At 71.7% G+C, this 22,423-nt stretch carries 22 protein-coding genes; 12 read left to right on the top strand and 10 right to left on the bottom strand.

Translation table 11 applies throughout. The features are described 5' to 3' along the window. Nucleotides 1-229 precede the first annotated feature (229 nt). Nucleotides 230-3,463 (top strand): S41 family peptidase, encoded by a 3,234-nt coding sequence (locus tag AB0I22_RS15340; protein WP_363131323.1) that lies wholly within the window; start codon nucleotides 230-232, stop codon nucleotides 3,461-3,463. A 165-nt stretch (nucleotides 3,464-3,628) separates the two neighbouring features. Here the strand turns inward: AB0I22_RS15340 and AB0I22_RS15345 are convergent, their stop codons facing one another. Genes AB0I22_RS15345 through AB0I22_RS15355 form a run of 3 tightly spaced genes read right to left on the bottom strand, consistent with a single transcriptional unit; the run spans nucleotide 3,629 to nucleotide 7,010 of the window. Next, complete coding sequence (locus AB0I22_RS15345) at nucleotides 3,629-4,513, bottom strand: SDR family oxidoreductase (RefSeq protein ID WP_363131235.1); 885 nt, start codon at nucleotides 4,511-4,513, stop codon at nucleotides 3,629-3,631. After that, complete coding sequence (locus tag AB0I22_RS15350) at nucleotides 4,510-5,454, bottom strand: alpha/beta hydrolase (protein ID WP_363131324.1); 945 nt, start codon at nucleotides 5,452-5,454, stop codon at nucleotides 4,510-4,512. Before AB0I22_RS15350 ends, AB0I22_RS15345 begins: the two co-directional genes overlap by 4 nt. 20 nt (nucleotides 5,455-5,474) lie before the next feature. Beyond that, nucleotides 5,475-7,010: an NAD(P)/FAD-dependent oxidoreductase gene (locus tag AB0I22_RS15355; protein ID WP_363131236.1), complete on the bottom strand. Its 1,536-nt coding sequence runs from the start codon at nucleotides 7,008-7,010 to the stop codon at nucleotides 5,475-5,477. A 233-nt stretch (nucleotides 7,011-7,243) separates the two neighbouring features. Here AB0I22_RS15355 and AB0I22_RS15360 point away from each other — a divergent pair, with 233 nt between their 5' ends. From AB0I22_RS15360 to AB0I22_RS15375, 4 genes are all read left to right on the top strand, one after another. Then, entirely contained in the window at nucleotides 7,244-7,978 is a 735-nt protein-coding gene (locus AB0I22_RS15360) for a MerR family transcriptional regulator (protein ID WP_363131325.1), read from the top strand. A 145-nt stretch (nucleotides 7,979-8,123) separates the two neighbouring features. Next, entirely contained in the window at nucleotides 8,124-9,329 is a 1,206-nt protein-coding gene (locus tag AB0I22_RS15365) for a helix-turn-helix transcriptional regulator (RefSeq protein ID WP_363131237.1), read from the top strand. A gap of 111 nt (nucleotides 9,330-9,440) precedes the next feature. Next, complete coding sequence (locus AB0I22_RS15370) at nucleotides 9,441-9,575, top strand: hypothetical protein (protein WP_363131238.1); 135 nt, start codon at nucleotides 9,441-9,443, stop codon at nucleotides 9,573-9,575. After that, the gene (locus AB0I22_RS15375; protein ID WP_363131239.1) at nucleotides 9,572-9,793 is read left to right on the top strand and encodes a hypothetical protein; all 222 of its coding nucleotides are present in this window, start codon (nucleotides 9,572-9,574) and stop codon (nucleotides 9,791-9,793) included. Before AB0I22_RS15370 ends, AB0I22_RS15375 begins: the two co-directional genes overlap by 4 nt. Nucleotides 9,794-10,159: 366 nt before the next feature. Here AB0I22_RS15375 and AB0I22_RS15380 read toward each other — a convergent pair whose 3' ends face one another. The 3 genes from AB0I22_RS15380 to AB0I22_RS15390 all read right to left on the bottom strand — a co-directional run bounded on the left by AB0I22_RS15380 (nucleotide 10,160) and on the right by AB0I22_RS15390 (nucleotide 12,220). Next, nucleotides 10,160-10,957 carry an exodeoxyribonuclease III gene (locus tag AB0I22_RS15380; RefSeq protein WP_363131240.1) on the bottom strand — a complete coding sequence of 266 codons (798 nt, stop codon included), beginning with the start codon at nucleotides 10,955-10,957 and terminating at the stop codon, nucleotides 10,160-10,162. Between the two features lie 253 nt (nucleotides 10,958-11,210). Continuing rightward, nucleotides 11,211-11,414: a DUF397 domain-containing protein gene (locus AB0I22_RS15385; protein ID WP_363131241.1), complete on the bottom strand. Its 204-nt coding sequence runs from the start codon at nucleotides 11,412-11,414 to the stop codon at nucleotides 11,211-11,213. After that, a complete protein-coding gene (locus tag AB0I22_RS15390; protein ID WP_363131242.1) occupies nucleotides 11,411-12,220 on the bottom strand; it encodes a helix-turn-helix transcriptional regulator in 810 nt (269 codons plus the stop codon). Before AB0I22_RS15390 ends, AB0I22_RS15385 begins: the two co-directional genes overlap by 4 nt. A gap of 109 nt (nucleotides 12,221-12,329) precedes the next feature. On the opposite strand from AB0I22_RS15390, the gene AB0I22_RS15395 reads away from it, so the two are divergent. From AB0I22_RS15395 to AB0I22_RS15420, 6 genes are all read left to right on the top strand, one after another. Beyond that, the gene (locus AB0I22_RS15395) at nucleotides 12,330-12,509 is read left to right on the top strand and encodes a hypothetical protein (RefSeq protein WP_363131243.1); all 180 of its coding nucleotides are present in this window, start codon (nucleotides 12,330-12,332) and stop codon (nucleotides 12,507-12,509) included. After that, entirely contained in the window at nucleotides 12,506-12,787 is a 282-nt protein-coding gene (locus AB0I22_RS15400; RefSeq protein ID WP_363131244.1) for a hypothetical protein, read from the top strand. Before AB0I22_RS15395 ends, AB0I22_RS15400 begins: the two co-directional genes overlap by 4 nt. Nucleotides 12,788-12,800: 13 nt before the next feature. Further along, a complete protein-coding gene (locus AB0I22_RS15405) occupies nucleotides 12,801-13,100 on the top strand; it encodes a hypothetical protein (protein WP_363131245.1) in 300 nt (99 codons plus the stop codon). 207 nt (nucleotides 13,101-13,307) lie between these two features. Continuing rightward, nucleotides 13,308-14,171: a radical SAM protein gene (locus tag AB0I22_RS15410; RefSeq protein ID WP_363131246.1), complete on the top strand. Its 864-nt coding sequence runs from the start codon at nucleotides 13,308-13,310 to the stop codon at nucleotides 14,169-14,171. A 17-nt stretch (nucleotides 14,172-14,188) separates the two neighbouring features. Next, complete coding sequence (locus AB0I22_RS15415; RefSeq protein WP_363131247.1) at nucleotides 14,189-15,322, top strand: methyltransferase domain-containing protein; 1,134 nt, start codon at nucleotides 14,189-14,191, stop codon at nucleotides 15,320-15,322. A gap of 101 nt (nucleotides 15,323-15,423) precedes the next feature. Further along, complete coding sequence (locus tag AB0I22_RS15420; protein ID WP_363131248.1) at nucleotides 15,424-15,900, top strand: GNAT family N-acetyltransferase; 477 nt, start codon at nucleotides 15,424-15,426, stop codon at nucleotides 15,898-15,900. A gap of 137 nt (nucleotides 15,901-16,037) precedes the next feature. On the opposite strand, the gene AB0I22_RS15425 is transcribed toward AB0I22_RS15420, so the two are convergent. The 3 genes from AB0I22_RS15425 to AB0I22_RS15435 all read right to left on the bottom strand — a co-directional run bounded on the left by AB0I22_RS15425 (nucleotide 16,038) and on the right by AB0I22_RS15435 (nucleotide 18,868). Then, nucleotides 16,038-16,730, bottom strand: a complete 693-nt coding sequence (locus AB0I22_RS15425; protein ID WP_363131249.1) for an alpha/beta hydrolase — start codon at nucleotides 16,728-16,730, stop codon at nucleotides 16,038-16,040. Between the two features lie 177 nt (nucleotides 16,731-16,907). Then, entirely contained in the window at nucleotides 16,908-17,405 is a 498-nt protein-coding gene (locus AB0I22_RS15430; protein ID WP_363131250.1) for a DUF1269 domain-containing protein, read from the bottom strand. A 191-nt stretch (nucleotides 17,406-17,596) separates the two neighbouring features. Further along, a complete protein-coding gene (locus AB0I22_RS15435) occupies nucleotides 17,597-18,868 on the bottom strand; it encodes a HAMP domain-containing sensor histidine kinase (protein ID WP_363131251.1) in 1,272 nt (423 codons plus the stop codon). Nucleotides 18,869-19,104: 236 nt separating this feature from the next. Here AB0I22_RS15435 and AB0I22_RS15440 point away from each other — a divergent pair, with 236 nt between their 5' ends. Beyond that, nucleotides 19,105-21,312, top strand: coding sequence for an alpha-N-acetylglucosaminidase (locus AB0I22_RS15440; RefSeq protein ID WP_363131252.1), 2,208 nt, complete (start codon nucleotides 19,105-19,107; stop codon nucleotides 21,310-21,312). A gap of 112 nt (nucleotides 21,313-21,424) precedes the next feature. Here the strand turns inward: AB0I22_RS15440 and AB0I22_RS15445 are convergent, their stop codons facing one another. After that, complete coding sequence (locus AB0I22_RS15445; protein ID WP_363131253.1) at nucleotides 21,425-21,958, bottom strand: DUF4232 domain-containing protein; 534 nt, start codon at nucleotides 21,956-21,958, stop codon at nucleotides 21,425-21,427. Nucleotides 21,959-22,423 lie beyond the last annotated feature (465 nt).

Below are 22,423 nucleotides of genomic sequence, written 5' to 3' on the forward strand. Positions count from 1 at the left end.
GCCCCCATGACGGAGTCGCGAAGTGGGCACGGCGGCCCCCATGACGGAGTCGCGGAGCGGTCGCGGCAGGCCCCCGCCGCATAATCCGGCCGCATAAACGCGAGAAAGTACGGCCATTCAAGTTGCCGGGGGCGGTGCGCGCGGAAAGCATGAAGGGGTGAGCGACGGACGCGCGGCCGCCCGGCCGGACCAGCAGACGACCCCCACCCCCGAGGCAGGCGGCGGATACCTGCGCTATCCGCACCTCAGCGGCGACCTCCTCTGTTTCGCCGCCGAGGACGATCTGTGGGTGGCCCCCCTGGTGGCGGCGGGCAGGCGCGCCGAGCGGGCCTGGCGGCTGACCGTCGACCGCACCCGCGTCGGCCACCCGCGCTTCTCCCCCGACGGCCGGCAGATCGCCTACACCACGTGGCGCAGCCTCGACCCGGAGATCATGCTCGCCCCGGTCGACGGCGGCCCCGCCCGCCGGCTGACCTACTGGGGCTCCACCGACACCCGCGTCTGCGGCTGGTCGCCGGACGGGGACATCCTCGCCGTCTCCTCGCACGGGCAGCCGTTCTCGTACTTCTCGTGGGCCTACAGCCTGCCCACCGACGGCAGTCCCGGCGGCCGGCTGCCGTGGGGCCCCGTCGCCGACATCGCGATCGCCGACACCGAAGGCGAGCGGCAGACGCTGCTGCTCGCCGGGAAGCCGCCGCACGAACCGGCCGCCTGGAAGCGCTACCGCGGCGGCGCGATGGGCCGGCTGTGGCTGCACGGGACGCGGCTGGTCCCGGAGGTGTACGGGCATCTGGACTCGGTGATGTTCGTGGGCGGCCGGATCGCCTTCCTCTCCGACCACGAGGGCGTCGGCAACCTCTACTCCTGCCTGCCCGACAGCTCCGACCTGCGCCGCCACACCGACCACGCCGACTTCTACGCCCGGCACGCCGCGACGGACGGCTCCCGCGTCGTCTACCAGTGCGCGGGCGAGCTGTGGCTGGTCGACGACCTGTCCCCGGCCGGCGCGCCCCGCCGGCTCGACGTGCGACTCGGCGGGCCGCGGGCCGGCCGCCGCTCGTACCAGGTCCCGGCCGCCTCGCACGTCAGCTCGGTCTCGGTGGACACCACGGGCCGGGCGAGCGCGGTGTGCGTGCGCGGCAGCCTGTACTGGCTGACCCACCGGGACGGCCCGGCCCGTACGATCGCCGACACCCCGGGCGTACGGGTGCGGCTCCCCGAGATCCTCGGGGCGCGGGGCCAGGTCGCCTACGTCACGGACGCCGAGGGCGAGGACGCGATCGAGATCGCGCACCTGCCGCGGGCGAGCGGGCCGGGCGAGCCGCGCCGACTGGCCGCGGGCCGGCTCGGGCGGGTGCACGAGCTGATCGCCGCGCCGGACGGCGACCGGCTGGCCGTCGCCTCGCACGACGGGCGGCTGCTGCTGGTGGACGCGTCGGCCGAGGGGGACGGCGAGGTCGGCGAGCTGATCGCGTCCGCCAACGGCCCGGTGCGCGATCTGGCCTTCTCCCCCGACTCGGCGTGGCTGACCTGGTCGCACCCCGGCATCGGCCGCTCGCTCCGGCAGATCAAGATCGCCAGGCTCGCGGACCGGACGATCGTGGACGTCACCAACGGCCGGTTCGAGGACGAGCAGCCGGTCTTCACCCGCGACGGCCGCTATCTCGCGTTCCTGTCCTGGCGCGGCTTCGACCCCGTCTACGACGTGCACACCGGCGACCTGTCCTTCCCGCTGGGCTGCCGCCCGTATCTGGTGCCGCTGTCCTCGGCGACGCCGTCGCCCTTCGCGCTGTCCGCCGAGGGCCGCCCGGCGGCGGGCGGCCTGGACCCGGCGGTGGACGGGCCGATGGCCGACGGCGCGGTGCTGGTGGAGGCGGAGGGGCTGGCGAGCCGGGTGACGCCGTTCCCGGTGGCCGCGTCCAAGTACTCCGAGCTGTGCCCCGTCAGCGGCGGCGGGCTGGTGTGGCTGCGCTGGCCGATCTCGGGCGCGCTCGGCGAGACCTTCGCCAACCCGGCCGACACCTCCGGCCGCCCCACCCTCGAACACTTCGACCTGGCCAAGGCGAAGCTCACCGAACTCACCAGCGGCCTCGACTGGTTCGCGCCCAGCGGCGACGGCACCCGCATGGTCGTCCACGACGAGGGCGAACTGCGGGCCGTGCCCGCCGACGAGACCGCCGACAACGACTCGACCGTCTACATCGACATGCGCCGCATCCTGCACGACGTGGACCCGGCGGCCGAGTGGCGGCAGGCGTACGACGAGGCGGGCCGCATCATCCGCGCGTACTTCTGGGAGCCGGGCATGTGCTCCGTCGACTGGGACGGGGTGCTCGCCGAGTACCGCCCGCTGGTCGAACGGATCGCCTCCCCCGACGACTTCGCCGACCTGCTGCGCGAGGTGCTGGGCGAGCTGGGCACCTCCCACGCGTACGTGTCCGGGGCCCGCCGCAACGAGGGCCCGCCGCACTACCAGCGCGCCATCGGCCTGCTCGGCGCCAACCTGGTCCGCGCCAAGGACGGCGCGTGGACGGTGCGGCGCATCCTCCCCGGCGACTCCTCCGACTCCAAGGCCCGTTCGCCGCTGGCGGGTTCGGGCATCCGGGAGGGCGCGGCGCTCACCCACGTCGACGGCCGCCCGGTGGACCCGGTGGCCGGCCCGTACCCGCTGCTGTCGGCGGCGGGCGGCACAACCGTCGAGCTGACCTTCCGCTCCGCGGACGGCGAGGGCCCCAGCCGCCGCGTCGCCATCGTGCCCCTCGTCGACGAACGCCCGCTGCGCTACCAGGACTGGGTGGCCAAACGCCGTGCGGTCGTACGGGAGTTGAGCGGCGGCAAGTGCGGCTACCTGCACATCCCCGACATGGGCGGCTCCGGCTGGGCCCAGTTCAACCGCGATCTGCGGATGGAGATGTCCCGCTCCGCGCTGATCGTGGACGTGCGCGGCAACGCGGGCGGCAACATCAGCGAGCTGGTGGTGGAGAAGCTCACCCGCACCATCGTCGGCTGGGACCTGACCCGCGGCGCGCAGCCCGTCTCCTACGCCAGCAACGCCCCGCGCGGCCCGGTTGTCGCGGTCGCCGACGAGATGACCTCCTCCGACGGCGACATGATCACCGCCGCGTTCAAGCTCCAGGGCATCGGCCCCGTCGTCGGCCTGCGCACCTGGGGCGGCGTCGTCGGCATGGCCGGCCGCCACCGCCTCGGCGACGGCACGGCGATCACGGTGCCGACGAACGCGGCGTGGTTCGACGCGTACGGCTGGGGCGTGGAGAACCACGGCGTGGACCCGGACATCGAGGTCGACCGCTCCCCCCTCGACTGGGCCGAAGGCCGCCACAAACAGCTCGACGACGCCGTGCGCCTCGCCCTCGACCTCCTCGACCGCCACGGCGCCGCCACCCCGCCGGACTACTCGGACGTCCCGGACCTGCGACGCCCGAAGCTGCCGCCGCGGGGGTGAGGGCGACTCCGAGCGTGGCCGCTCCGCGGCCGAGGCTCGAAGCTGCCTCGGCGGCCGAACTCGCGAATGCGGGCGCGGCGCGCGGGCGCGCGGAAACGGTCCCGCGCCCCGCCGCCCCGCCCTCCCGCCGGAACACGGGCGAGAGCGCCCGCGCGCAGCGCCCCGTCACCGCCCCGCGCGGGCCTTCTCGTCCGCTTCGCCGCCCGCGCCCAGGAGGCTGCTGCCGCGGAAGCCCTCCAGCCGGGGGCCGAAGCGGCGCATCTCGCGTTGGCCGACCACGCCGATAAGGGTCGGGAGGTAGCCGCGTACGGACTGCATGCCGCGCAGCCACCACTGGGCGTACACGTGCGAGGAGCGCCGCTCGATGCCCGCGACGAGCCGGTCCACGGCGGGGCCCAGGGGGTAGGTGCGGTTGGTGGGCCAGGGGAGGCGGCTGCGGAGTTCGCGCATGATGTCGTCCTGGTCCGCGCCGCGCACCATGTCGGTGTCGGTCCAGCTCAGATAGCCGACGCCGACCCGTACGCCCCGGTAGCCGACCTCGGCGCGGAGGCTGTGCGCGTACGCCTCGACGCCCGACTTGGACGCGCAGTAGGCCGTCATCATCGGCGCCGGGGTGAGGGCGGCGAGCGAGGCGATCTGGAGGAGGTAGCCGCGGCTCTCCAGCAGTACGGGCAGGAAGGCGCGGCCGGTGACGGCGCCGCCGATGAGGTTGACCTCGATGACCCGCCGCCACGCGTCGGGGTCGGATTCGACGAACGGGCCGCCGGTCGCCACGCCCGCGTTGGCCACGACGACGTCGACCTTGCCGAACCGCGCCTTGACCTCCCGCGCGACCTGGCTCATCGCCTCGTGGTCGGTGACGTCCGCGTGCCAGTGCGCGGCCTCGCCGTGCAGCGACTCGGCGACCCGCCGCAGTTCGTCCGGCTCCAGCCCGACGAGCGCGACCCTCGCGCCGCGCGCCGACAGTTTGCGGGCGAGCAGTTCGCCGACGCCGCGGGCCGCGCCCGTGACCACGGCGACCTGCCCCTCCAGGCTGCTGCGCCGGCTCATGCGGTCCGCTCCTCGGCTGTGGTGTGGGACTCCTGAGTGGCCTGCGGTGCTGCGAGATGGGCGGCGACCAGTTCCCGTACGGCGCCGCCGACCGCCTCCGGGGCCTCGACCGGGGTCATGTGGCCGAGGCCGGGCAGTTCGGTCAGGCCCGTGCAGTCGGGCAGCCGGGCCGCGAGCCGGCGGGCGTGCACGGCCGGGGTCAGCCGGTCGGCGGTGCCGACGACGACGGCGGTGGGGGCGTTCAACTCCCGTATGTTCGCGTCGAGATCGAGCTCCGCGAGGACCCCGCCCCACGCGGCCCGGGCCCTGCGGTCGCAGGCGTACACGATCCGGGCGCACGCGTCCACGGCGGCGGGCGGCGCGGCCGGGCCCAGCGTCGCGTACTTGAGCACGCGCTTGCCGAGCGGGGTGACGGGGCCGAGCGGCGCGCTCGTACCGAGCACGGAACGCGTCAGCCGGCGGCGGACCCGGCCGGCGGCCAGCGGCAGCACCAGGGCCTCCGCGAGCAGCCGGGAGACGCCGGTGCTGCACAGCAGCGCGGCGGCCGTGCGCTCCCGCACGGACGGGCGGTCGGCGGCGGCCACCACGGTCATACCGCCCATGGAGTGCCCGGCCAGGACGGCCCGTTCGCCCTCGGCCAGCGTCGCGTCCAGCACCGCCGCGAGGTCGTCGGCGAGGGCGCGCGTGCTGTAGCCGCCGGGGCCGGGGGCCGGGCTGCGGCCGTGTCCGCGCAGGTCGTACGCGATCACCCGGTGGCTGTCGGCCAGCGCCCGTACGACGGGGGCCCAGAAGGCGGTGGAGCAGGTCCAGCCGTGTATGAGGACCACGGCGGGCGCGTCGTCGGGGCCGTGCGTCTCGACGTGCAGGGCGGTGCCGTCGGCGGAGGTCGCGGTCAGCGTGCGGCGCGGGGCGGGCGGCGCGTACGCGTCCTGGGGCCCCAGGACGCGGGGGCGCGCGGGGCTCACGAGCGCGCCCCGGCGGTCTCGGCGGCCGCCTCCGTACGGACGGCCGGGGCGCGCAGCACCTCGTACTCGCAGAGGTTCACGCGCCGCGTGGCCTTGCGGAACTCGGCGGTGGTGCCGGGCCACACCGTGGTGTTGCGCCCATTGGCGTCCAGGTACCAGCTGTCGCACCCGCCGCTGTTCCACACCGTGCGCTCCATGCGCGACTGCACCTTGTGGTTCCAGCCCGCGACGGCCGCGGGCCTGGCGTCGAGGGCGGCCCTGCCGCCGAGGGTGTCCAACTGGCGCATGAAGTCGGCCAGATAGTTCAGCTGGGACTCGATCATCAGGATCATCGAGCTGTTGCCGAGCCCGGTGTTGGGCCCGATGACCGTCATGAAGTTGGGGAACCCGGCCGCGCTGGCGCCGCGCAGCGCCGCCATACCGTCCTTCCACTCCTCCGCGAGCGTCGTGCCGTCGGCGCCCGTGACGCGCTGCGCTATCGGCATGTCCGTGACGTGGAAACCGGTGCCGAAGACGACCGCGTCGACCTCCGTCTCGGTGCCGTCGGCGGCGACGAGCGTGGAGCCGCGCACCTCCTTGAGGCCGGAGGCGACGACGTCGACGTTGGGCGCGGCGAGCGCCGGATAGTAGGTGTTGGAGAGCAGTATCCGCTTGCAGCCGATGCGGTAGCCGGGCGTCAGCTTGGCGCGCATGGCCGGGTCCTTGATGGACCGGGCCATGTGGCGCTTGGCGAACGTCTCGACCAGGCCGAGTTCATTGGGGCGCTTGGTGAAGGCGCTGACCTGCAACTCCCGGATGCCCCACAGGAGTCCGCGGCGCGCGGTGCCGGTCGCCGGGATCTTGTTGTGCAGCCAGCGCTCGACGCCCGTGATGGCCCGGTCGGTGCGCGGCAGGACCCAGGGCGGCGTCCGCTGGAACAGGGTGAGGCCGCTGACCTCGGGCTGGATGGCGGGCACGATCTGGATGGCGGAGGCGCCGGTCCCGATCATCGCGACGCGCTTGCCGCGCAGGTCGTAGCCGTGGTCCCAGCGGGCCGAGTGGAAGACCTTGCCGGGGAAGGAGGACAGGCCGGGGATGTCGGGGATCTTCGGGTCGGAGAGCGGGCCGGTCGCCGAGACGACGACGTCGGCGGTGAGGTCGCCGCGCGCGGTGCTGATCTCCCAGTGCAGCGCGTCGGCGTCCCACCGCAGGGACCGCACCTCGTGGTCGAGCCTGATGTGCGGCCGCAGCCCGAAGGTGTCGGCGACGCTCTCCAGGTAGGCGCGGATGTGCCGCTGGCCGGAGAAGGTGCGCGGCCACTCGGGGTTGGGGGCGAAGGAGAAGGAGTACAGGTGCGAGGGGACGTCGCAGGCGCACCCCGGATAGCTGTTGTCCCGCCAGGTGCCGCCCACGGAGCCGGCCCGCTCCAGGACGACGAAGTCGGTGATGCCCTCGCGGCGCAGCCGGACGGCCGCGCCCAGGCCGCCGAACCCCGATCCGATCACCGCCACCCGTACGTGCTCGTGCTGACGTTCACGCTCGTGCTCGGCCATGCCGCCGCCTCCGAGATCGTTGCATCGCTTGTCCCGTACGTAACCGTGCCAGCAATCACTGGCGCAATTGGAGGGTAAGGCAGCTCACTACCGAGCGGTAGGGGGCGCGAGCAAGGAAGTTACCGACGGTCGCACCTGTCGGGCCCCGCCGACCGGCGACATAGGCTGCCGGTGTGGTGAAGAACGTGGCTGAGAATGCGGCAGAGAACGACGCGGCAGGGCGCGAGTACCGAATGGCGGAGCTGGCCGAGGCGGCCGGCATCACCGTCCGTACCCTGCGCTTCTACCGCGAGCGCAAACTGATCCCGCCGCCCCGCCGCGAGGGCCGCATCGCCTGGTACGACGACCACCACCTCGCCCGCCTCCGCACGATCGCGGCCCTGCTGGAACGCGGCCACACCCTCGGCGGCATCGCCGAACTCCTCACCGCCTTCGAACACGGCCGGGGCGTCGGCGAACTCCTCGGCCTGCGCGGCGCCATCGCCGCCCCCTGGTCCGAGGAGACCCCGGTCCGCCTCAGCCCCGAGAGACTGGCCGACCACTTCACCGGCGAGGTCACCCCCGAAAACCTCGCGGGCGCCCTGGACATCGGCTACCTCGCGGTCGACGGCGACGAGATCGTGCACGTCAGCCGCCGCCTCCTGGACGCCTCCAGCGCCCTGGTCGACAAGGGCGTCCCCCTCGCCGCCGTACTCGCCGCCGGCCGCGACGTCCGCACGCACGCCGAGGCCCTGGCGGAAACCTTCACCACGCTGATCTGCGACCACGTCCTGAGCGGCCTGCTGGACCGCACGGCCGCCGGCGAGCCGCTGCCGCCCGACGAGATCGACCACGTCACCCAGACCCTCGCCACCCTCCGCCCGATCGCGAAGGACGTCATCGACGCGGAACTGTCCATGGCGATGGACCGCCGCATCCGGGCGGAACTGGACGCGTGGCTGCCGGCGGCGGAGCGCGAACCGGAGTGAACAGACGGCGGGGACGAGACTTTCGCTTGGCTGCCGACAGCGGACATGCCGACAGCCTCCGCTGCCCGAGGACGACCAGCGTGGCGTTCCCCCCGAGTTGATGAGGGGTACCGTTTCAATTGGCTGAACCGAAACGGAGTTGAGCATGTCACGCCCGGATGACGATCACATCGGCGCACGGATTGCTGACTACCGCAAGCTGCGTCATCTCACGCAATTGGGCCTAGCTCAGCGCGCCTTCGTTTCGCGCGGCACAATCGCGAAAGTAGAGGCGGGCCTGACACCAGCGACCCCGGCCATAGTGGCCGCGGTCGCCAGGGTGCTCGAAGTCGATATAGCCGCCCTCAACGGCCAGCCGTACATCTCGGAGATGCGTCAGGACCGCCTGGACCGGATGATCGCTCCCCTGTCCGACGCGCTGGACCTCTACGACCTGGGGCCGGACCCCGACATCACCCCCAGGGAAACGAACGTCATATCCGCCGAGGTTCACGAACTGTGCGCCGACGCCTGCGCCACCGAGTACAAAGCCATCGGCTCGAAGCTGCCGGGCCTGTTGGGAGAATTGACAACGGCCTTCAGCACCTCGCCCACAGAGGCCGACCGCCGGCGCATCGCCGTCTCCCTCAGCTGGTCCTACTGGGTCGCTTACGAGTTCGCTTACCGGTTGGGCTATCACCAGCTCGCGTCAATCGCCCTTGAGCGAATGGGCTGGATGGCAGAACAAGCACAGGACCCCCTCTTGTCGGCGATCCGGCTGAACAAACGCAGCAGCATGCTGCTGCGCCGGGGGGACAGCCGCATGGCATTGAAAGTCCTCGAACGCGGGCATCAGCTGGTGAAACAACACGACGACGCCGACTCCATCCCCGTACTCGCCGTCTCAGGAAGCCTCTACCTGGCCGGCGCGATCGCGGAAGCCCAGGCCAAGAACGCGGACGCCGTAACCGGCCACATGGATTCGGCACGAGAATCCGCGTCGCGGATCGGCAGGGACGTGCCCCGTGCGTACTGGACCTCCTTCGGCGCGACCAACGTGGCACATTTCGACGTAGCCACCTCGGTGGAACTGGGGAAGATGGGCGACGCGATGAAGGCAGCCCGCCGGCTGCACTTCCCGGCCGAACACCCCAGGATGCGAGTAGGCCGCTACTACATCGAAATGGCGCGCGCCTACGCCCAGATGGGAAAGACCGAGGCGGCCGAACGGTCCTTGCTCCGAGCACGGGAAGTCGCGCCGCAGCAGGCCCGGTACCACCCGTTGCTACGGGAGACGATCGCCGTACTGGTCCGTCGCCAACGCCGGGCGCCGACGGGACTGGCGTCGCTGGCCGCCTGGGTGGGCATGTAGCGCCCCGGTCACGGCCCGAGTGTTCCCGATCTAGGAACACTGGGGCCCCCGCACTCCTGGAGGCTGGTGGGCGACAGCAGTCCCCCGCGACCGCGCGAACGGTCCGGGGGCATGGCCATCAACCCTCTGGAGGTTGACGACATGAACCACGGTATCGCCCACATCTTCGAGGCGCCGTTGCGGCCGGCGGCGTACGGCGTCGACGCGGGGCCGCGCTGGATTCACGGGGCGGGGGCCACCGCATGACAGGCCGGCTCCAGACCATGCGGCTCCTCCCCTGGCTCGACCCGATGGGGCGCCCCTGCTACCTGAGTACGCGCGACGGGAAGGGCTACGTCTCCCGCCTGGCCGACAAGGCGGAAGCGGCTCAACTCGACCAGGGGGAACACCTCGTCGAGTGCGCCCGGGAAATTCTCGACGACGCCAAAAGCATCCGCCGAAGAACTGGAGTCTCTGGCTCATGACCTGACCGACGCACTCCGGGACGTCCTGCGAATCGCCAAGAGCCGGGGGCAGCGAATCCCCGCCCCGGACGACGATGACGAATGCGAGAACGGCGAAGTCGGAGCGCCGCTCCGGCACTTGGGCGGCATGTCATGACGTGGTGCGGCACTGCCGGGAATCCGCCCAACGGGCATTTGCCCCTGCGGAATGACGGCGGGAATGACAGCAGGTGGGACGGCGGGAGGGACTGAGGGAGGGACGCATAAAGTCACGCTGTGGCGCTCGCATGGCTGGACGATCCGCCGAAGTCCTGGCTCCTGTGAAACCGCCCCCGTCCACGCACCCACCCCCCTCGGGTGCGTGGACGGCGCTCCCTGCCGCCGCTGCTACCCCTCGAAGACCACAGTCACCGGCGCGTGGTCGCTCCACCGCAGGTCATAGCTGGCGGCGCGCTCCACCTCCGCCTTGACCGCGCGACCGGCGAGGCCGGCCGTGGCGACGGCGTAGTCGATGCGCCAGCCCGCGTCATTGTCGAACGCCTTGCCGCGGTAGGACCACCAGGAGTACGGGCCCTCGACGCCCGGGTGCAGCGCCCGGACCACGTCCACGTACGACGCCTCGTCGAAGACGCGGGTCAGCCAGGCGCGCTCCTCCGGGAGGAAGCCGGCCTTCTTCTTGTTGGCCTTCCAGTTCTTGAGGTCGGCCTCCTGGTGGGCGATGTTCCAGTCGCCGCAGACCAGCACCTCGCGCCCGTCCGCCGCGGCCCGCTCGCGCAGCTCGCCGAGGTAGGGCAGGAACTCGGCCATGAACCGTTCCTTCTCGTCCTGCCGCTCCGTGCCGACCTCGCCCGACGGCAGGTAGAGGCTGGCGACGGTGACGCCCGGCAGGTCGATCTCCGCGTAGCGGCCGGACGTGTCGAACTCCGACGAGCCGAACCCGATCCGCGCCGCCTCCGGCTCGCGCCGGGAGTAGAGGGAGACGCCCGCGCGCCCCTTGGCGGCGGCCGGGGCGTGCACGGTGTGCCAGCCGTCCGCCTCACGCACCTCCTCGGGGAGCTGCTCGGGTTCGGCCCGCACTTCCTGGAGGCAGACGACATCGGCCGCGGTCCCCGCGAGCCAGGGCACGAAGCCCTTCTTGGCGGCGGCGCGCAGCCCGTTCACATTGACGGTGGTCACTGTCAGCAAAACATGCTCCCGCATTACGACACGTAGGCGATCAGCCTACGCGGCGACGAGTTCCGGAAGAGCGACCGCGTCGTCTCACGCGCCCGGGGTCCGGCTCCCACATGGGGGGATCTTCACCTCGTTGTTGTCTTGTCCCACCCCGTTCCGGATGATCACCACGCGCCGGACGAACTTCTTCAGAACAGCATTCGGGCGCCACCGTGCCACCGCACCGCTACGTGCCGGTGCGGTGGCTTCTTGCATTACTGACAGATCAGCTGTCGCTACGGCCCACGAACGCGACGAACGATGCCCACGCGGCGGGCGAGACGGTGAGGGTGGGACCGTCCGGGTCCTTGCTGTCACGGACAGGGACGACTCCGGTGGCCGCGATGTTGGGCGCCCACTCGACGCACGCGTCATTGTCTTGTCCGCTGTAGCTGGACTTGACCCAAACCGGCTTGGCGATGTCGTTCACGAAAACCTCTCTATGGCTTTGCTGATGAGTTGTCCAGAAACCCCCGCGCTGAGGGCATCGGAATGGAGGCGGTCATAAACTCGCTGAAATCGCCCCACGCCTTCCGGATCTTCCGTATATCGGCCCGTACTAAATCCCTCCGTATAAGCCCCTCTGCCTCCGCCCGGCATGGTGAGGAGACTCAGATAGCCGGAGACGTGCGCAGTACCGAATGGGAGAATCTGGATGTTGATGTTCGGTCGCTCACTCATGACGACCATGTGCTTGAGCTGCTCGCACATGACGTTCGGCGGACCCATTTCACGGTGCAGGACGGATTCGTCCAGTACGAGCCACAGCCACGGAGGGTCCCTTCTTTCCCAAACCCTTTGCTGATCTATGCGACGTTCGGCGAAGCGGCCGATGTCCGTACTGTCGCCGGCTTGACCGGCGCGCATGGCGGCCAGCGCGTAGTCGGTCGTCTGTAGCAATCCTGGCACGGTGGTCGAAAATTCGTGCATCTGCGTTGCCTGCGACTGACGATTCAGGAACGGGCGCGCGTAGTCGCGAACCTCCCGGTTCTCCATCATGCGCAGCAGGATCACGAGCTCATCCCCCAGCCCCAGGAGCTCCCCGAGCGCGACCGCCAGACCCCGGTCCGGCGGATCGATGCCACGCTCCACATCGGAGATACGCGTGGTACTTGAGAACGCTTTGCCCGCTAGCGCCCCTTGAGTCCAGCCCTTCGCTTTTCGGGCTTCTCGCACCTTGTACCCCAAAAAGGCTTCCATGCCTTCGGTGGGATCCAGCTCTGATTCCCCTGGCATATGCCTCGTTCCCGAGATGCGCGCCGAAACTTCTACCCCTGGAAAGGGTAACTGTGTGTGCCGATGCTGTTGCTGTACATCCCCACAACGGCAGCGGAAGGCACGCGACGTGGCCGAGCAAGCCCCCGAGAGTCCGGAACCCGACAGCGACGCCGAAGCGCTGTACGCGCTCATCGCGGCGGGCGGCTTCTGGCGCATAGCCCCCGACTGGGTTCCCCGCCAATACGCGGAGCCCACACGGGAGTTGACGGACCGGGTACGGCACGGACTGAGGCGGCTGATCACATGAAGAGCCCCGGGCGCGCGGAACTGTCCCGTCTGATGGCGGAGAGCGGCGGGACCGGTGTGCTCCTGCTGTTCAAGCCGCTCGGCAGCGCGCAAGACGTACCGGCTCCTCCACCTGACCCCCTCGGCTCCCCCCGGTGCACCTGTTTTCAGCACCGAGTCGGCGCGGGGGTGCCGATGCGGCTGGCCCTGCCGATCAAGAACGCCGAAGAGGCATCCGGCGCACCCGACGGCAGCCCGCTGCTGCGGGAGATCCTCGGCCCCGACGATGACTGCTCATGAGGAGGCGAAAGCCGTGAAGCACACACTCCGGCACGCGCCGTGGACGTTCGAACAGGACCCGACCGCACGCTACGAGTACAGCGCGGAGTGCGCGGCGGGTGCGGATGAGGGATGCGGGGAGAGGCTCCACTCCTGGGGCCCGGACTGGGTCGAGGAGTGGATGCGCCGCCACACGCAGTCGACCGGGCACACCCGCTACCGCCGGACCGTCGACGACTACGTGGTGCTGAATCTGCCGGGTGAGCTGCGCGTGGTCCCCGGCGAGGTGATCCAGCCCCGCCCGGCGCTGCCTGTCGGAGGTGGCGGCGCATGAATGCGCGCTTGCTCAGTGGTCTGCTCCTGATCGCCGGCTCATCTCTCCTTGGGCTGCTTTTCGTGCTCGCCACAGGCCGCCACCCCTAGGTTCCCCTCTCCGCCGGTGCCTCCGAAGAAGATCCGGCGGAGAGGGCCTGAAAGACCGGCGAGGACAGCTCGCCTGATCACCGCGACAACCCCACACCGACCTCAGGAGTGATGCGCCATGACGGTAGCCCTTGAGCACCCGGCCCTCGCGGGACTGCTCGACATGCTGGAACTGGAGATCACCGGCAAGTGCCAACTCGCCTGCACGCACTGCTTGTCCGAGTCCAGCCCACAGGCGACTCACGGCACCATGACCCCTGCGGACTGGCAAGCGGTCATCACCGATGCCGCCGCGCTCGGTATCCGCACCGTGCAGTTGATCGGGGGTGAGCCGACGGTTCACCCCCACTGGCGGGACTTCGCCGAACTCGCCCTCTCACTCGGGCGTGAGGTGGAGATCTACACCAATCTCTACCGGGTGCGCGACCAGTGGTGGGACCTGTTCGGCCGTCCCGGGGTGACGCTCGGGACGAGTTTCTACAGCGACGATCCGGCTGAACACGATCGGATCACAGGGCGGCCGGGCAGCCACGCCCGCACCCGCGCCCACATCCGCGAAGCCCTCGCACGGGGTATCGGTCTGCGGGTCGGAATCGTGCACATCCTGCCGGAGCAGCGGATCGAGGAGGCCCGTGCAGACCTGCTGGAGATCGGGGTGACGCGCATCGGCACCGACCGGGTCCGCGCGGTCGGGCGCGCCTCCCTGCCAGGGCGGTCCCCGTCGGTCGAGGAGCTGTGCGGCTGGTGCACACGGGGCCGCGCGGCGGTCCTGGCGAACGGGGACCTCACCGGCTGTGTCCTGTCACGCGACTTCCCCGTGGGGAACGTCAAAGAGAAGCGTCTCGCGGAGCTCCTCGGGGGGCAGGAGTGGGAGCGACTGGCCGCTCGCATCCCGGTGCCCCGTGCGGGTTGTGAGCCGTGCCAACCTCATGATTCCGAAGGCTGCGACCCTTCCAACGATGCGTGCGAACCCACGGACTGACGGACTAGGAGACGACGTTGGAGTGGCAGCAGGCCGCCCGGAAGCTCGCCGGTGAGGCAACCGGCCCCGGCTCGCGCTGGCGGGCGGCCGTAGAGAGCGTTCCCCGTCATGAACTGATCCCCCGATGGTGGAGGCATGACGGCTCCGGGGGGTGGATGCTGCGGGACGGGGCGGCCGATCCCGAGGCGTGGCGGGCCGGCGGCTACGCGAACCGGTCACTGATCACCCGTGTCGGGCGGCTCCATGCCGACCACGCCGGTCCCGACGACCGGCCGACGGGGACGCCCACCTCATCAGCCACCCTTCCCTCCCTGGTCGTGCGGATGCTGCGGCACGGACGACTCGACGATGACGCGGACGTCCTCGACGTAGGAACCGGGTCCGGGTACTCCGCAGCGCTTCTCACGCACCGGTTCGGCGACCGCCGGGTGACGAGCGTGGACGTGGACCCCTACCTGACCGAGGCGGCGAGCGAGCGGCTGGGCCGCCTCGGCCTGCACCCCGCCATCGAGACCGTGGACGCGACCGGCCCGCTGCCCGGCACGTACGACCGGATCGTGTCCATGGTGTCGGTTCCCCGCGTCCCGGCATCGTGGCTGGAGGCGCTGAAGCCGAACGGAAGGCTGGTCACCACGATCACCGGCACCTCGCTGATCATCGGCGCGCACAGGACGCCCGACGGGGGCGCTGCGGGGCGCGTCGAACGCGACTGGGCCGGGTTCATGGGAACCCGGCACGAACCCGACTATCCGCCTCCCCTGATGGGCCGCCTCCCGCAGGCAAGAGACCAGGAAGGGGACGAGGTCACCACCGGGAGGTATCCGGTGCTCGACGTCGAACAGGCGTGGGAGGTCAAGACGTACCTCACGCTGACCGTGCCGGGCGTCGAGAGCCACTTCGAGACGCGCGGCCGGCACCGGACAGCGTGGCTGTTCCACGAAGACGGCTCATGGGCCCGCGCCGAAGGACATTGGACCGACCCGCCCACCGTGCACCAGAGCGGCCCCCGTCGCCTGTGGAGCGAGTTGGAGCGCATCCGGCACAAGCTCAACATGGAGGGCAGCGTCGGCCTGTACGGCTCCCGCGTCCGTATCGCTCCAGATGGAACGTGCCACCTGGCACGCGGCGGCTGGAGCGCCACGATCAGCTAGGGCCCGGTACCGCTCGCCGTGGTAACAGTGAGCATTCCGGCACGATACCGGCCCTTGGGGCACCATGGCCTCGTACACCCATTCGACCGTACGATACTCCGATGCAGATCGTGCCCGTGGCGTACGACCACCCCGACGCCGTCAAACTCAACGACCAGGTGCAGCTGGAGTACGCGGAACGCTACGGCGAGGAGGACCTGACGCCGCTGGACCCGGCGCAGTTCGACCCGCCGCGCGGCCTGTACCTCATGGCCTACGACGAGGACGGCGCTCCCGTCGCCACCGGCGGCTGGCGGCTTCAGGACGCCAACGACGAGGGGTACGCGGACGGCGACGCCGAGCTGAAGCGGATGTACGTCATACCCGAGGCCCGTGGGCGCGGGCTGGCGCGGGCGATACTGGCGGCGCTGGAGGACAGCGCGCGGGAGGCGGGGCGTACGCGCATGGTCCTGGAGACGGGCATCAAGCAGCCCGAGGCCATAGCGCTGTACACCTCCTGCGGCTACGCACCCGCGCCCAAGGTCGGGCTCTACCGCTTCCACGAGGAGAGCCGCTGCTACGCCAGGGCGCTGCGCTGAGCCCTGAGGCTCGGGCCGAGAGCCTGTGCCGTCTCCCCCGACCGGTGACGAGTCCGGGCGGCGCGGAGCCGTTCGGACAGCGGCGGCGACCGGTGGACCGGCCGTCCTCCTCGGCGCGGCCGGCTGCCGCACCGGCGTCAGCCGCTCGCGTTGGCGGCCTCTTCGATGAGGTCGGTGACCTGGCCGGGCTGGGACGCCAGTGAGGCGTGACTGGCATCCAGCTCGATGGTCTTGCGCGGGTTCATGCGCTGGGCCATGCGAGTCTCGTTGTCGGGGTGGATCATGCGGTCGCTGGTGGAGATCTGGTACCAGGTCGGCTTCGTGCGCCAGGCCGGGGCGGTGACGGTGTCACCGAAGGTCGAGGCCAGCGGTGCCTTCTGCGTCACGGCCATCACCCGCGCCTCGTCCTCCGGCAGGTCCTGCGCGAAACTCTCGTGGAACTTGTCCTGCTTGACCCATAGGTAGCCGTCGGAGTCCGGTGCGAGGTTCTCGAACGCCGCCGGGGGCTTCTCCTGGCTGATCTGCCCCGGGCTCTCGCCCGCGTCCGGCGCGAACGCGGCGATATAGACCAGCCCCGTGACATTGGGCAGGTCGCCGGCCTCGGTGATCACCGCGCCCCCGTACGAGTGGCCCACCAGCAGCACCGGCCCGTCGATCTGCCGCACCATCTTGCGGGTGCGTTCGGCGTCCTCGGCCAACGAGGTCAGCGGGTTCTCCACCGCGTGCAGCGAGCCGAAGTCCCGGCGGTGCAGTTCGCTGATGACCTTGGCCCAGTGCGCGGCACCGCCCCAGAAGCCGTGGACCAGAACGATTGCGGGCTTCGCAGCCATAGGACTGCCCTTTCAGCCGAGTCGAGGAGCCGTCCCGCCCAGCAGACTCCAACCCCGCGGCCGCCGCGCGCCGAGGCCCGCCACACAGGTGACGCCACCCGCCGCCGGCACCCGGGACGGACGGCACCTCGACGAACCCGTACGACGACCTGCTGACACTGCGGCGGAGCCCGCCCGTCAGCGCCCCTCCGCGATCGCCTCTTCCACGCCCTTGCGGACCTCCTCGGCCGGGTAGCGGACGGCGCCCGGACCGTACGGGGCGAGCGCCTCGTCGACGATTTCCGGGAAGTCCTCGGCGACCTCCGCGATCAGTACGGTCGAGCCGGGCGGCACCTCGGCGGCGAGCATTTCCAGGGCGGCGCTGGACGCGCTGGCCTGCCGCGCGTCGTGCGCGCCGCCGAGCAGCCCGCCCGCGCCGAAGCCGATCATGATGCCGAGCGGGCCGCCCAGGATGCCGACGAGCCCGCCGATCAGGCCGCCCACCGCGAAGCCCCTGGCGTCGCCGCTGTTGTCGACGCTGTCGGGGAAGTCCAGCGCGCCCTCCGCGTCGCGCGTGATCACGGTCGCCTCGCGCAGCTTGACGCCGCCCTCGGCGTGCGCCTGCCGCAGCGCGTCCAGTGCCAGGCGGCCCGTTTCGGGCCGGTCGAGGTCCATGAACAGGACGTTCTCGGTCATCGCCGCCGCTCCAGAGGTGAGATGGGGAACCCTCGCTTCCACTCTTGCGGCTGCCCGGCCCGTACGCACCTCAGACATGCCCGTACGCGCCCCGCCGCACCAACCCCGTACGCGCCGCTGACGCTCCCCCGCCCCGCACACGCCCCCAGCCCCCGTCCGTACGCGCCCCCAGGCCCATACGCGCCCCGTCCTCACCCCCGCCCGTCGTCCGGCACCCGGCCCGCCCCCTCCTCCGTATGCACCGAGGCGCGCAGGTCCAGCACCGCCTCCGCGCCCCCGCCCGCCGGGTTGGCGAACCGCAGCCGGGCGCCGAGGACGCGGGCCTGGCCTGCGGCTATCGTCAGGCCGAGGCCCAGCCCCTGGCCGCGCCCCGCGCCTTCGGCGCTCTGTCCGGCGCCGGTGCGGAAGCGGACCGGGCCGCGCGCGAGCAGCTCCGCCGGGAAGCCGGGGCCCTGGTCGTGGACGCGTACGACCCCGCCCTCGACCTCGACGCGCACCGGCGCGGCGCCGTGCCGGAAGGCGTTGCTGACCAGGTTGGCGAGGATGCGCTCGACGCGCCGGGCGTCGGTCTCGACCAGTTCGGCCCGCAGCACCCGTATCTCCAGCCCCGCCTGCCCCGGCGCGGTGGCCGAGCGCACCGCGCGCCGCACCAGTTCGTCCAGCGGCCGCACCTCGGGCTCGGCCCGCTCGGTGGAGCCGTCCAGGCGCGCCACCTCCAGGACGTCCTCCACCAGCCCGCTCACCCGCCGCGCCCGTTCCCGGACCATCTCGGCCGGCCGCCCCGGCGGCAGCAGCCCGGCGGCGGCGACCAGGCCGGCGACCGGGGTGCGCAGTTCGTGCGCGATGTCGGAGGTGACGTCGCGCTCGGCCTGGAGGCGGGCGGCCAGCGCGTCGGCCATGGTGTTCAGGGCCGTGGTCAGCCGGGCGATCTCGTCCTTGCCGCGCGGTTCGATCCGGGCGCTGAGGTCGCCCTCGGCGATCCGCTCGGCCGTACGGGCGGACGCGTCGAGGCGGCGGCCGAGCATCGTGGCGAAGGCCACGCCGACCAGGCAGGCGAGCGCCGTGCCGATGGAGCCGGCGAGCCACAGGTCGCGGTCGAGGGCTTCGAGTTTGCGGTCCTGGCGGAGGTAGGAGTGGCGGAGCGCGATGACGTCCTTGCCGCTGCGGCGGGCGGCCCACAGCTCCGGCTCCGGGCCGCTGCGGTCCAGGTGGACGCCGGTCTCGCCGCGCGCGATCGCCTCGCGCAGCGGCACCGGCAGCACGGTGGGGTTGATGAGGACCCGGCGCCGGTCGACCCCGGCGGCGTGGTCGTCGACGGCGATGGAGAGCCGGGAGCGGATGGTGTCGCGGGAGGTTTCGAGCGAGTTCACGGCCGTGCGGTGGTGCACGACGAGGCCCATGATGACCGCGACCAGGGCGGCGGTGGCGGTGATCGCCACACCGATCTTCGTACGCAGTCCCATGGGCTCAGGCTCCTCCACGGCTGACAGGCTGCGGGCCGCCGCGCCCGACGATCGTGCCGGGTCGTCGCACAGAGGTCCAGGTGGTGGTCGGAACGGGTGGGGCCATTCGTGCCAAATGTAACCGGCGCGGCCGGATAGCCACCTGTGCCCTTGACCTGTTCCTGTCGACTGCTCATAGGATCACCGCGCTCAAGTGGTCCAGCCCAGTAGCCGCAGCGCCATGGTGGAGGTCACTCATGCACATCGCCCGACGTACGCTGCTCGGCGCTCTCGCCGGGTCCGCAGCCCTCGGAGTCGCCGCCACGCACCCGGCCGCGGCCGCCCCGAACCCACCAGGCCCTCTCACCGCGGGCGGCGGCGCCGCGGCGAGAGCCCTGAGACGGCTGCTGCCGCACCACCACCGGCAGGTCGCCTTCCGCACCCTGCGCACTCGCCCCGGCCGGGACTCCTACCGGGTCTCGGGCACGGCCGGGCACATCGTCGTCGAGGGCACCACGCCCGCCGTGCAGCTCGCCGGCTTCCACTGGTACCTGCGCCACGTCGCGCACGCCCACTTCTCCTGGAACGGCGCGCAGACCGACCTGCCCGGCCGCCTCCCCGGCGTCGGCGCCCCCATCTCGAAGGCCGCGAACGTCGCCCACCGCTTCGTCTTCAACGACACCAACGACGGCTACACCGGCCCGTACTCCGACTGGGACTACTGGGAGCGCGAGCTCGACGTCCTCGCCCTGCACGGCTACAACGAGGTGCTCGTCTACGCGGGCGCCGACGCCGTCTACCACCGCGCCTTCCAGCGGCACGGCTATACGGACGCGGAGCTGCGCCAGTGGGTCCCCGGCCCCGCCCACCAGCCGTGGTGGCTGCTCCAGAACATGTCAGGCTTCGGCGGCCCCGTCTCCCTCGACCTGCTGGGGAGCCGCGCGGCCCTCGCCCGGAAGATCGTCGGCCGGCTGCGCGAGCTGGGCATGACGCCCGTACTCCCCGGCTACTTCGGCACCGTGCCGCCCGACTTCGCCAAGCGCAACCCCGGCGCGCACACCGTCCCGCAGGGCGTGTGGGGCGGCTTCCCGCGCCCCGACTGGCTCGACCCGCGCGACGAGCACTTCGCCCGCGTCGCCCGGACCTTCTACCGGGTGCAGGACGAGCTGTACGGGGCCACCTCGATCTACAAGATGGACCTGCTGCACGAGGGCGGCGACCCGGGCGACGTGCCGGTGCCCGACGCCGCGCGCGCCGTGGAGAAGGCGCTGCGCACCGCCCACCCCGGCGCCACCTGGGCCATCCTCGGCTGGCAGACCAACCCGCGCCGCGACATCATCGACGCCGTCGACAAGTCCCAGATGCTGATCGTCGACGGCATCTCCGACCACTACCCCGAGGTCGTCGACCGCGAGCGGGACTGGGCCTCCACCCCGTACGCCTTCGGCTCCATCTGGAACTTCGGCGGCCACACCGCCATGGGCGCCAACACCCCCGACTGGGCCACCCTCTACGACCAGTGGCGCACCAAGCACGGCAGCGCGCTCAGTGGCATCGCCCTCATGCCCGAGGCCGCCGACAACAACCCGGCCGCCCTCGCCCTCTTCAGCGACCTGCCCTGGACGGACGGGCCGACGCACCTCGCCGACTGGTTCGCCCAGTGGCCCGTCCAGCGGTACGGCGCCGCCGACGCGCACGCCGTACGGGCCTGGGACGTGCTGCGCCGCACCGCCTACGGCACCAGCCGCGCCGACGGGTGGAGCGAGGCCGCCGACGGCCTCTTCGGCGCCCGCCCCGACCTTGCCGTCACCCGCGCCGCCTCCTGGTCGCCGCCGAAGCTCCGCTACGACGCGGCCGAGTTCGACAAGGCGCTGCCCGAGCTGCTGGCCGTCGCCCCGGCGCTGCGCGGCAGCAGCGCGTACCGCTACGACCTCCTCGACGTCGCCCGGCAGACCGTCTCCAACCGCAGCCGCCTGCTGCTGCCGCGGATCAAGACCGCGTACGAGGCCGGGGACCGGGCCCGGTTCAAGGCGCTGACCGGCGAGTGGTTCGCGTGGATGGCCCTGCTGGAGCAGGCCGTCGCCACCGACGAACGCCATCTGCTGGGCCGCTGGATCGCCGACGCCCGTGCCTGGGGGTCCTCGGCGGCCGAGCGCGACCGGCTCGAATTCGACGCCGTCTCGCTCCTGACCGTATGGGGCAACCGCTCCGGGGCCGACGAGGGCAAGCTGCACGACTACGCCAACCGCGAGTGGTCCGGGCTGGTCGGCGGGCTCTACACGCTGCGCTGGAAGACGTACTTCACGGAACTGGCGGCGGCCATGGAGGCGCGGCGCGCGCCGAAGGCGATCGACTGGTTCGCCCTGGAGGACGGCTGGACCCGGCGCCACCCGCCGTACTCGGCGAAGCCGAAGGGGGACATCGTGCGGGTGGCGCGGCGGATCGCGGACCGCGTACGGGGCTGAGGGAGCGGGGCAGGGCGGGGGACATGCCGCCTCTTCATCGGGTGACGTGTCCCCCGCCCTCACGTCATCAGGTGACGTGTCCCCCCCCCGCCCTCACGTCGTCGTGCGTCCGTCAGCCGGTCGTCGGCGGGGTCGCGGACAGGCTCGTCACATTGAGGGTGCCGTTGTCCACGATCTTGTCGAAGGCGAGCGTCCGGTGCCCCGTGGCTGCGGGCGGCGTGACCTCCAGGTACTTGGCGTGCACCGCGTCGGCGCCGGTGTGCGTCCAGACCAGGTCGGCCCAGGCGGAGGCGCCGCTCTTGAGGTTGACCGTCTTCTTGCCCGGGTCCTGGGCGAAGTAGGTCGAGCCCCAGTTCACGTCGGTGGCGGCCTTGGCGTGCCCGGCCTTCTCCAGACCGAGGCCCGGGTAGCCGCGCAGCGCGCAGGTCTTGCCAGTGGTGTTCTTGAACCGCAGGTACGTGCCCTCGTGGTTCATGCCGTGCTGCGCACCACCGGTGCCGTTGTCGTCCAGGGTGATCTGCAGACCCGAGACGGCACAGGTCGGGGTGGCCGGCGCGGCGGCCGCCCCGGCGGCTTGGGCGGTGCCCGCCGCTATGCCCCCGGCGAGCAGGGCCGCGGCGGCGGCAGCGGTTGCGGCGGTCGTCATGCGGCGCATGATCCGGCTCCTTCCAAGGCCCGGCGTCGGTCTACCGGAGCCTTCGATTTCGGTTTCGCCACACTACATATTTATGCAGCGTACATCGAACACGGATTCCTCTAACGGGCATACTTCGCAAGGCACTTGAGGCATCAACCACCACCTTTCACCCCTTCTGTCGCCTACGCGAGTGGCCCTGACGGGCCGTCATAAGCACGTCGCGAATCAGACAGAGGCGAGGGGGACGGGGCTGGAGGCGGGCCGCCCGGCGGGCCGCGGGCGCCGCACGGGTACCGTGTACGTCCGTCTGTCCATCGCCACCTCCGGAAGGGTTGCGGCACGAGCGTGAAATGCGGTAGATCGACCCTCGCCGCGAACCGCGAACCGCGAACCGCGAACCGCGAACCGCGAACCGCGAACCGCGAACCGCGAACCGCGAACCGCGAACCGCGAACCGCGAACCGCGAACCGCGG

Source organism: Streptomyces sp. NPDC050610, from assembly GCF_040654875.1.
Classification (GTDB): Bacteria; Actinomycetota; Actinomycetes; order Streptomycetales; family Streptomycetaceae; genus Streptomyces.

Bases quoted from the DNA above. Each gene is read 5' to 3' on its own strand.
- AB0I22_RS15445 (WP_363131253.1), bottom strand. From the start codon at position 21,958: ATGACGACCGCCGCAACCGCTGCCGCCGCCGCGGCCCTGCTCGCCGGG.
- AB0I22_RS15425 (WP_363131249.1), bottom strand. From the start codon at position 16,730: ATGGCTGCGAAGCCCGCAATCGTTCTGGTCCACGGCTTCTGGGGCGGT.
- AB0I22_RS15360 (WP_363131325.1), top strand. From the start codon at position 7,244: ATGGCGGAGCTGGCCGAGGCGGCCGGCATCACCGTCCGTACCCTGCGC.
- AB0I22_RS15420 (WP_363131248.1), top strand. From the start codon at position 15,424: ATGCAGATCGTGCCCGTGGCGTACGACCACCCCGACGCCGTCAAACTC.
- AB0I22_RS15440 (WP_363131252.1), top strand. From the start codon at position 19,105: ATGCACATCGCCCGACGTACGCTGCTCGGCGCTCTCGCCGGGTCCGCA.
- AB0I22_RS15365 (WP_363131237.1), top strand. From the start codon at position 8,124: ATGTCACGCCCGGATGACGATCACATCGGCGCACGGATTGCTGACTAC.
- AB0I22_RS15400 (WP_363131244.1), top strand. From the start codon at position 12,506: ATGAAGAGCCCCGGGCGCGCGGAACTGTCCCGTCTGATGGCGGAGAGC.
- AB0I22_RS15435 (WP_363131251.1), bottom strand. From the start codon at position 18,868: ATGGGACTGCGTACGAAGATCGGTGTGGCGATCACCGCCACCGCCGCC.
- AB0I22_RS15390 (WP_363131242.1), bottom strand. From the start codon at position 12,220: ATGCCAGGGGAATCAGAGCTGGATCCCACCGAAGGCATGGAAGCCTTT.
- AB0I22_RS15375 (WP_363131239.1), top strand. From the start codon at position 9,572: ATGACAGGCCGGCTCCAGACCATGCGGCTCCTCCCCTGGCTCGACCCG.
- AB0I22_RS15410 (WP_363131246.1), top strand. From the start codon at position 13,308: ATGACGGTAGCCCTTGAGCACCCGGCCCTCGCGGGACTGCTCGACATG.
- AB0I22_RS15370 (WP_363131238.1), top strand. From the start codon at position 9,441: ATGGCCATCAACCCTCTGGAGGTTGACGACATGAACCACGGTATCGCC.
- AB0I22_RS15355 (WP_363131236.1), bottom strand. From the start codon at position 7,010: ATGGCCGAGCACGAGCGTGAACGTCAGCACGAGCACGTACGGGTGGCG.
- AB0I22_RS15430 (WP_363131250.1), bottom strand. From the start codon at position 17,405: ATGACCGAGAACGTCCTGTTCATGGACCTCGACCGGCCCGAAACGGGC.
- AB0I22_RS15345 (WP_363131235.1), bottom strand. From the start codon at position 4,513: ATGAGCCGGCGCAGCAGCCTGGAGGGGCAGGTCGCCGTGGTCACGGGC.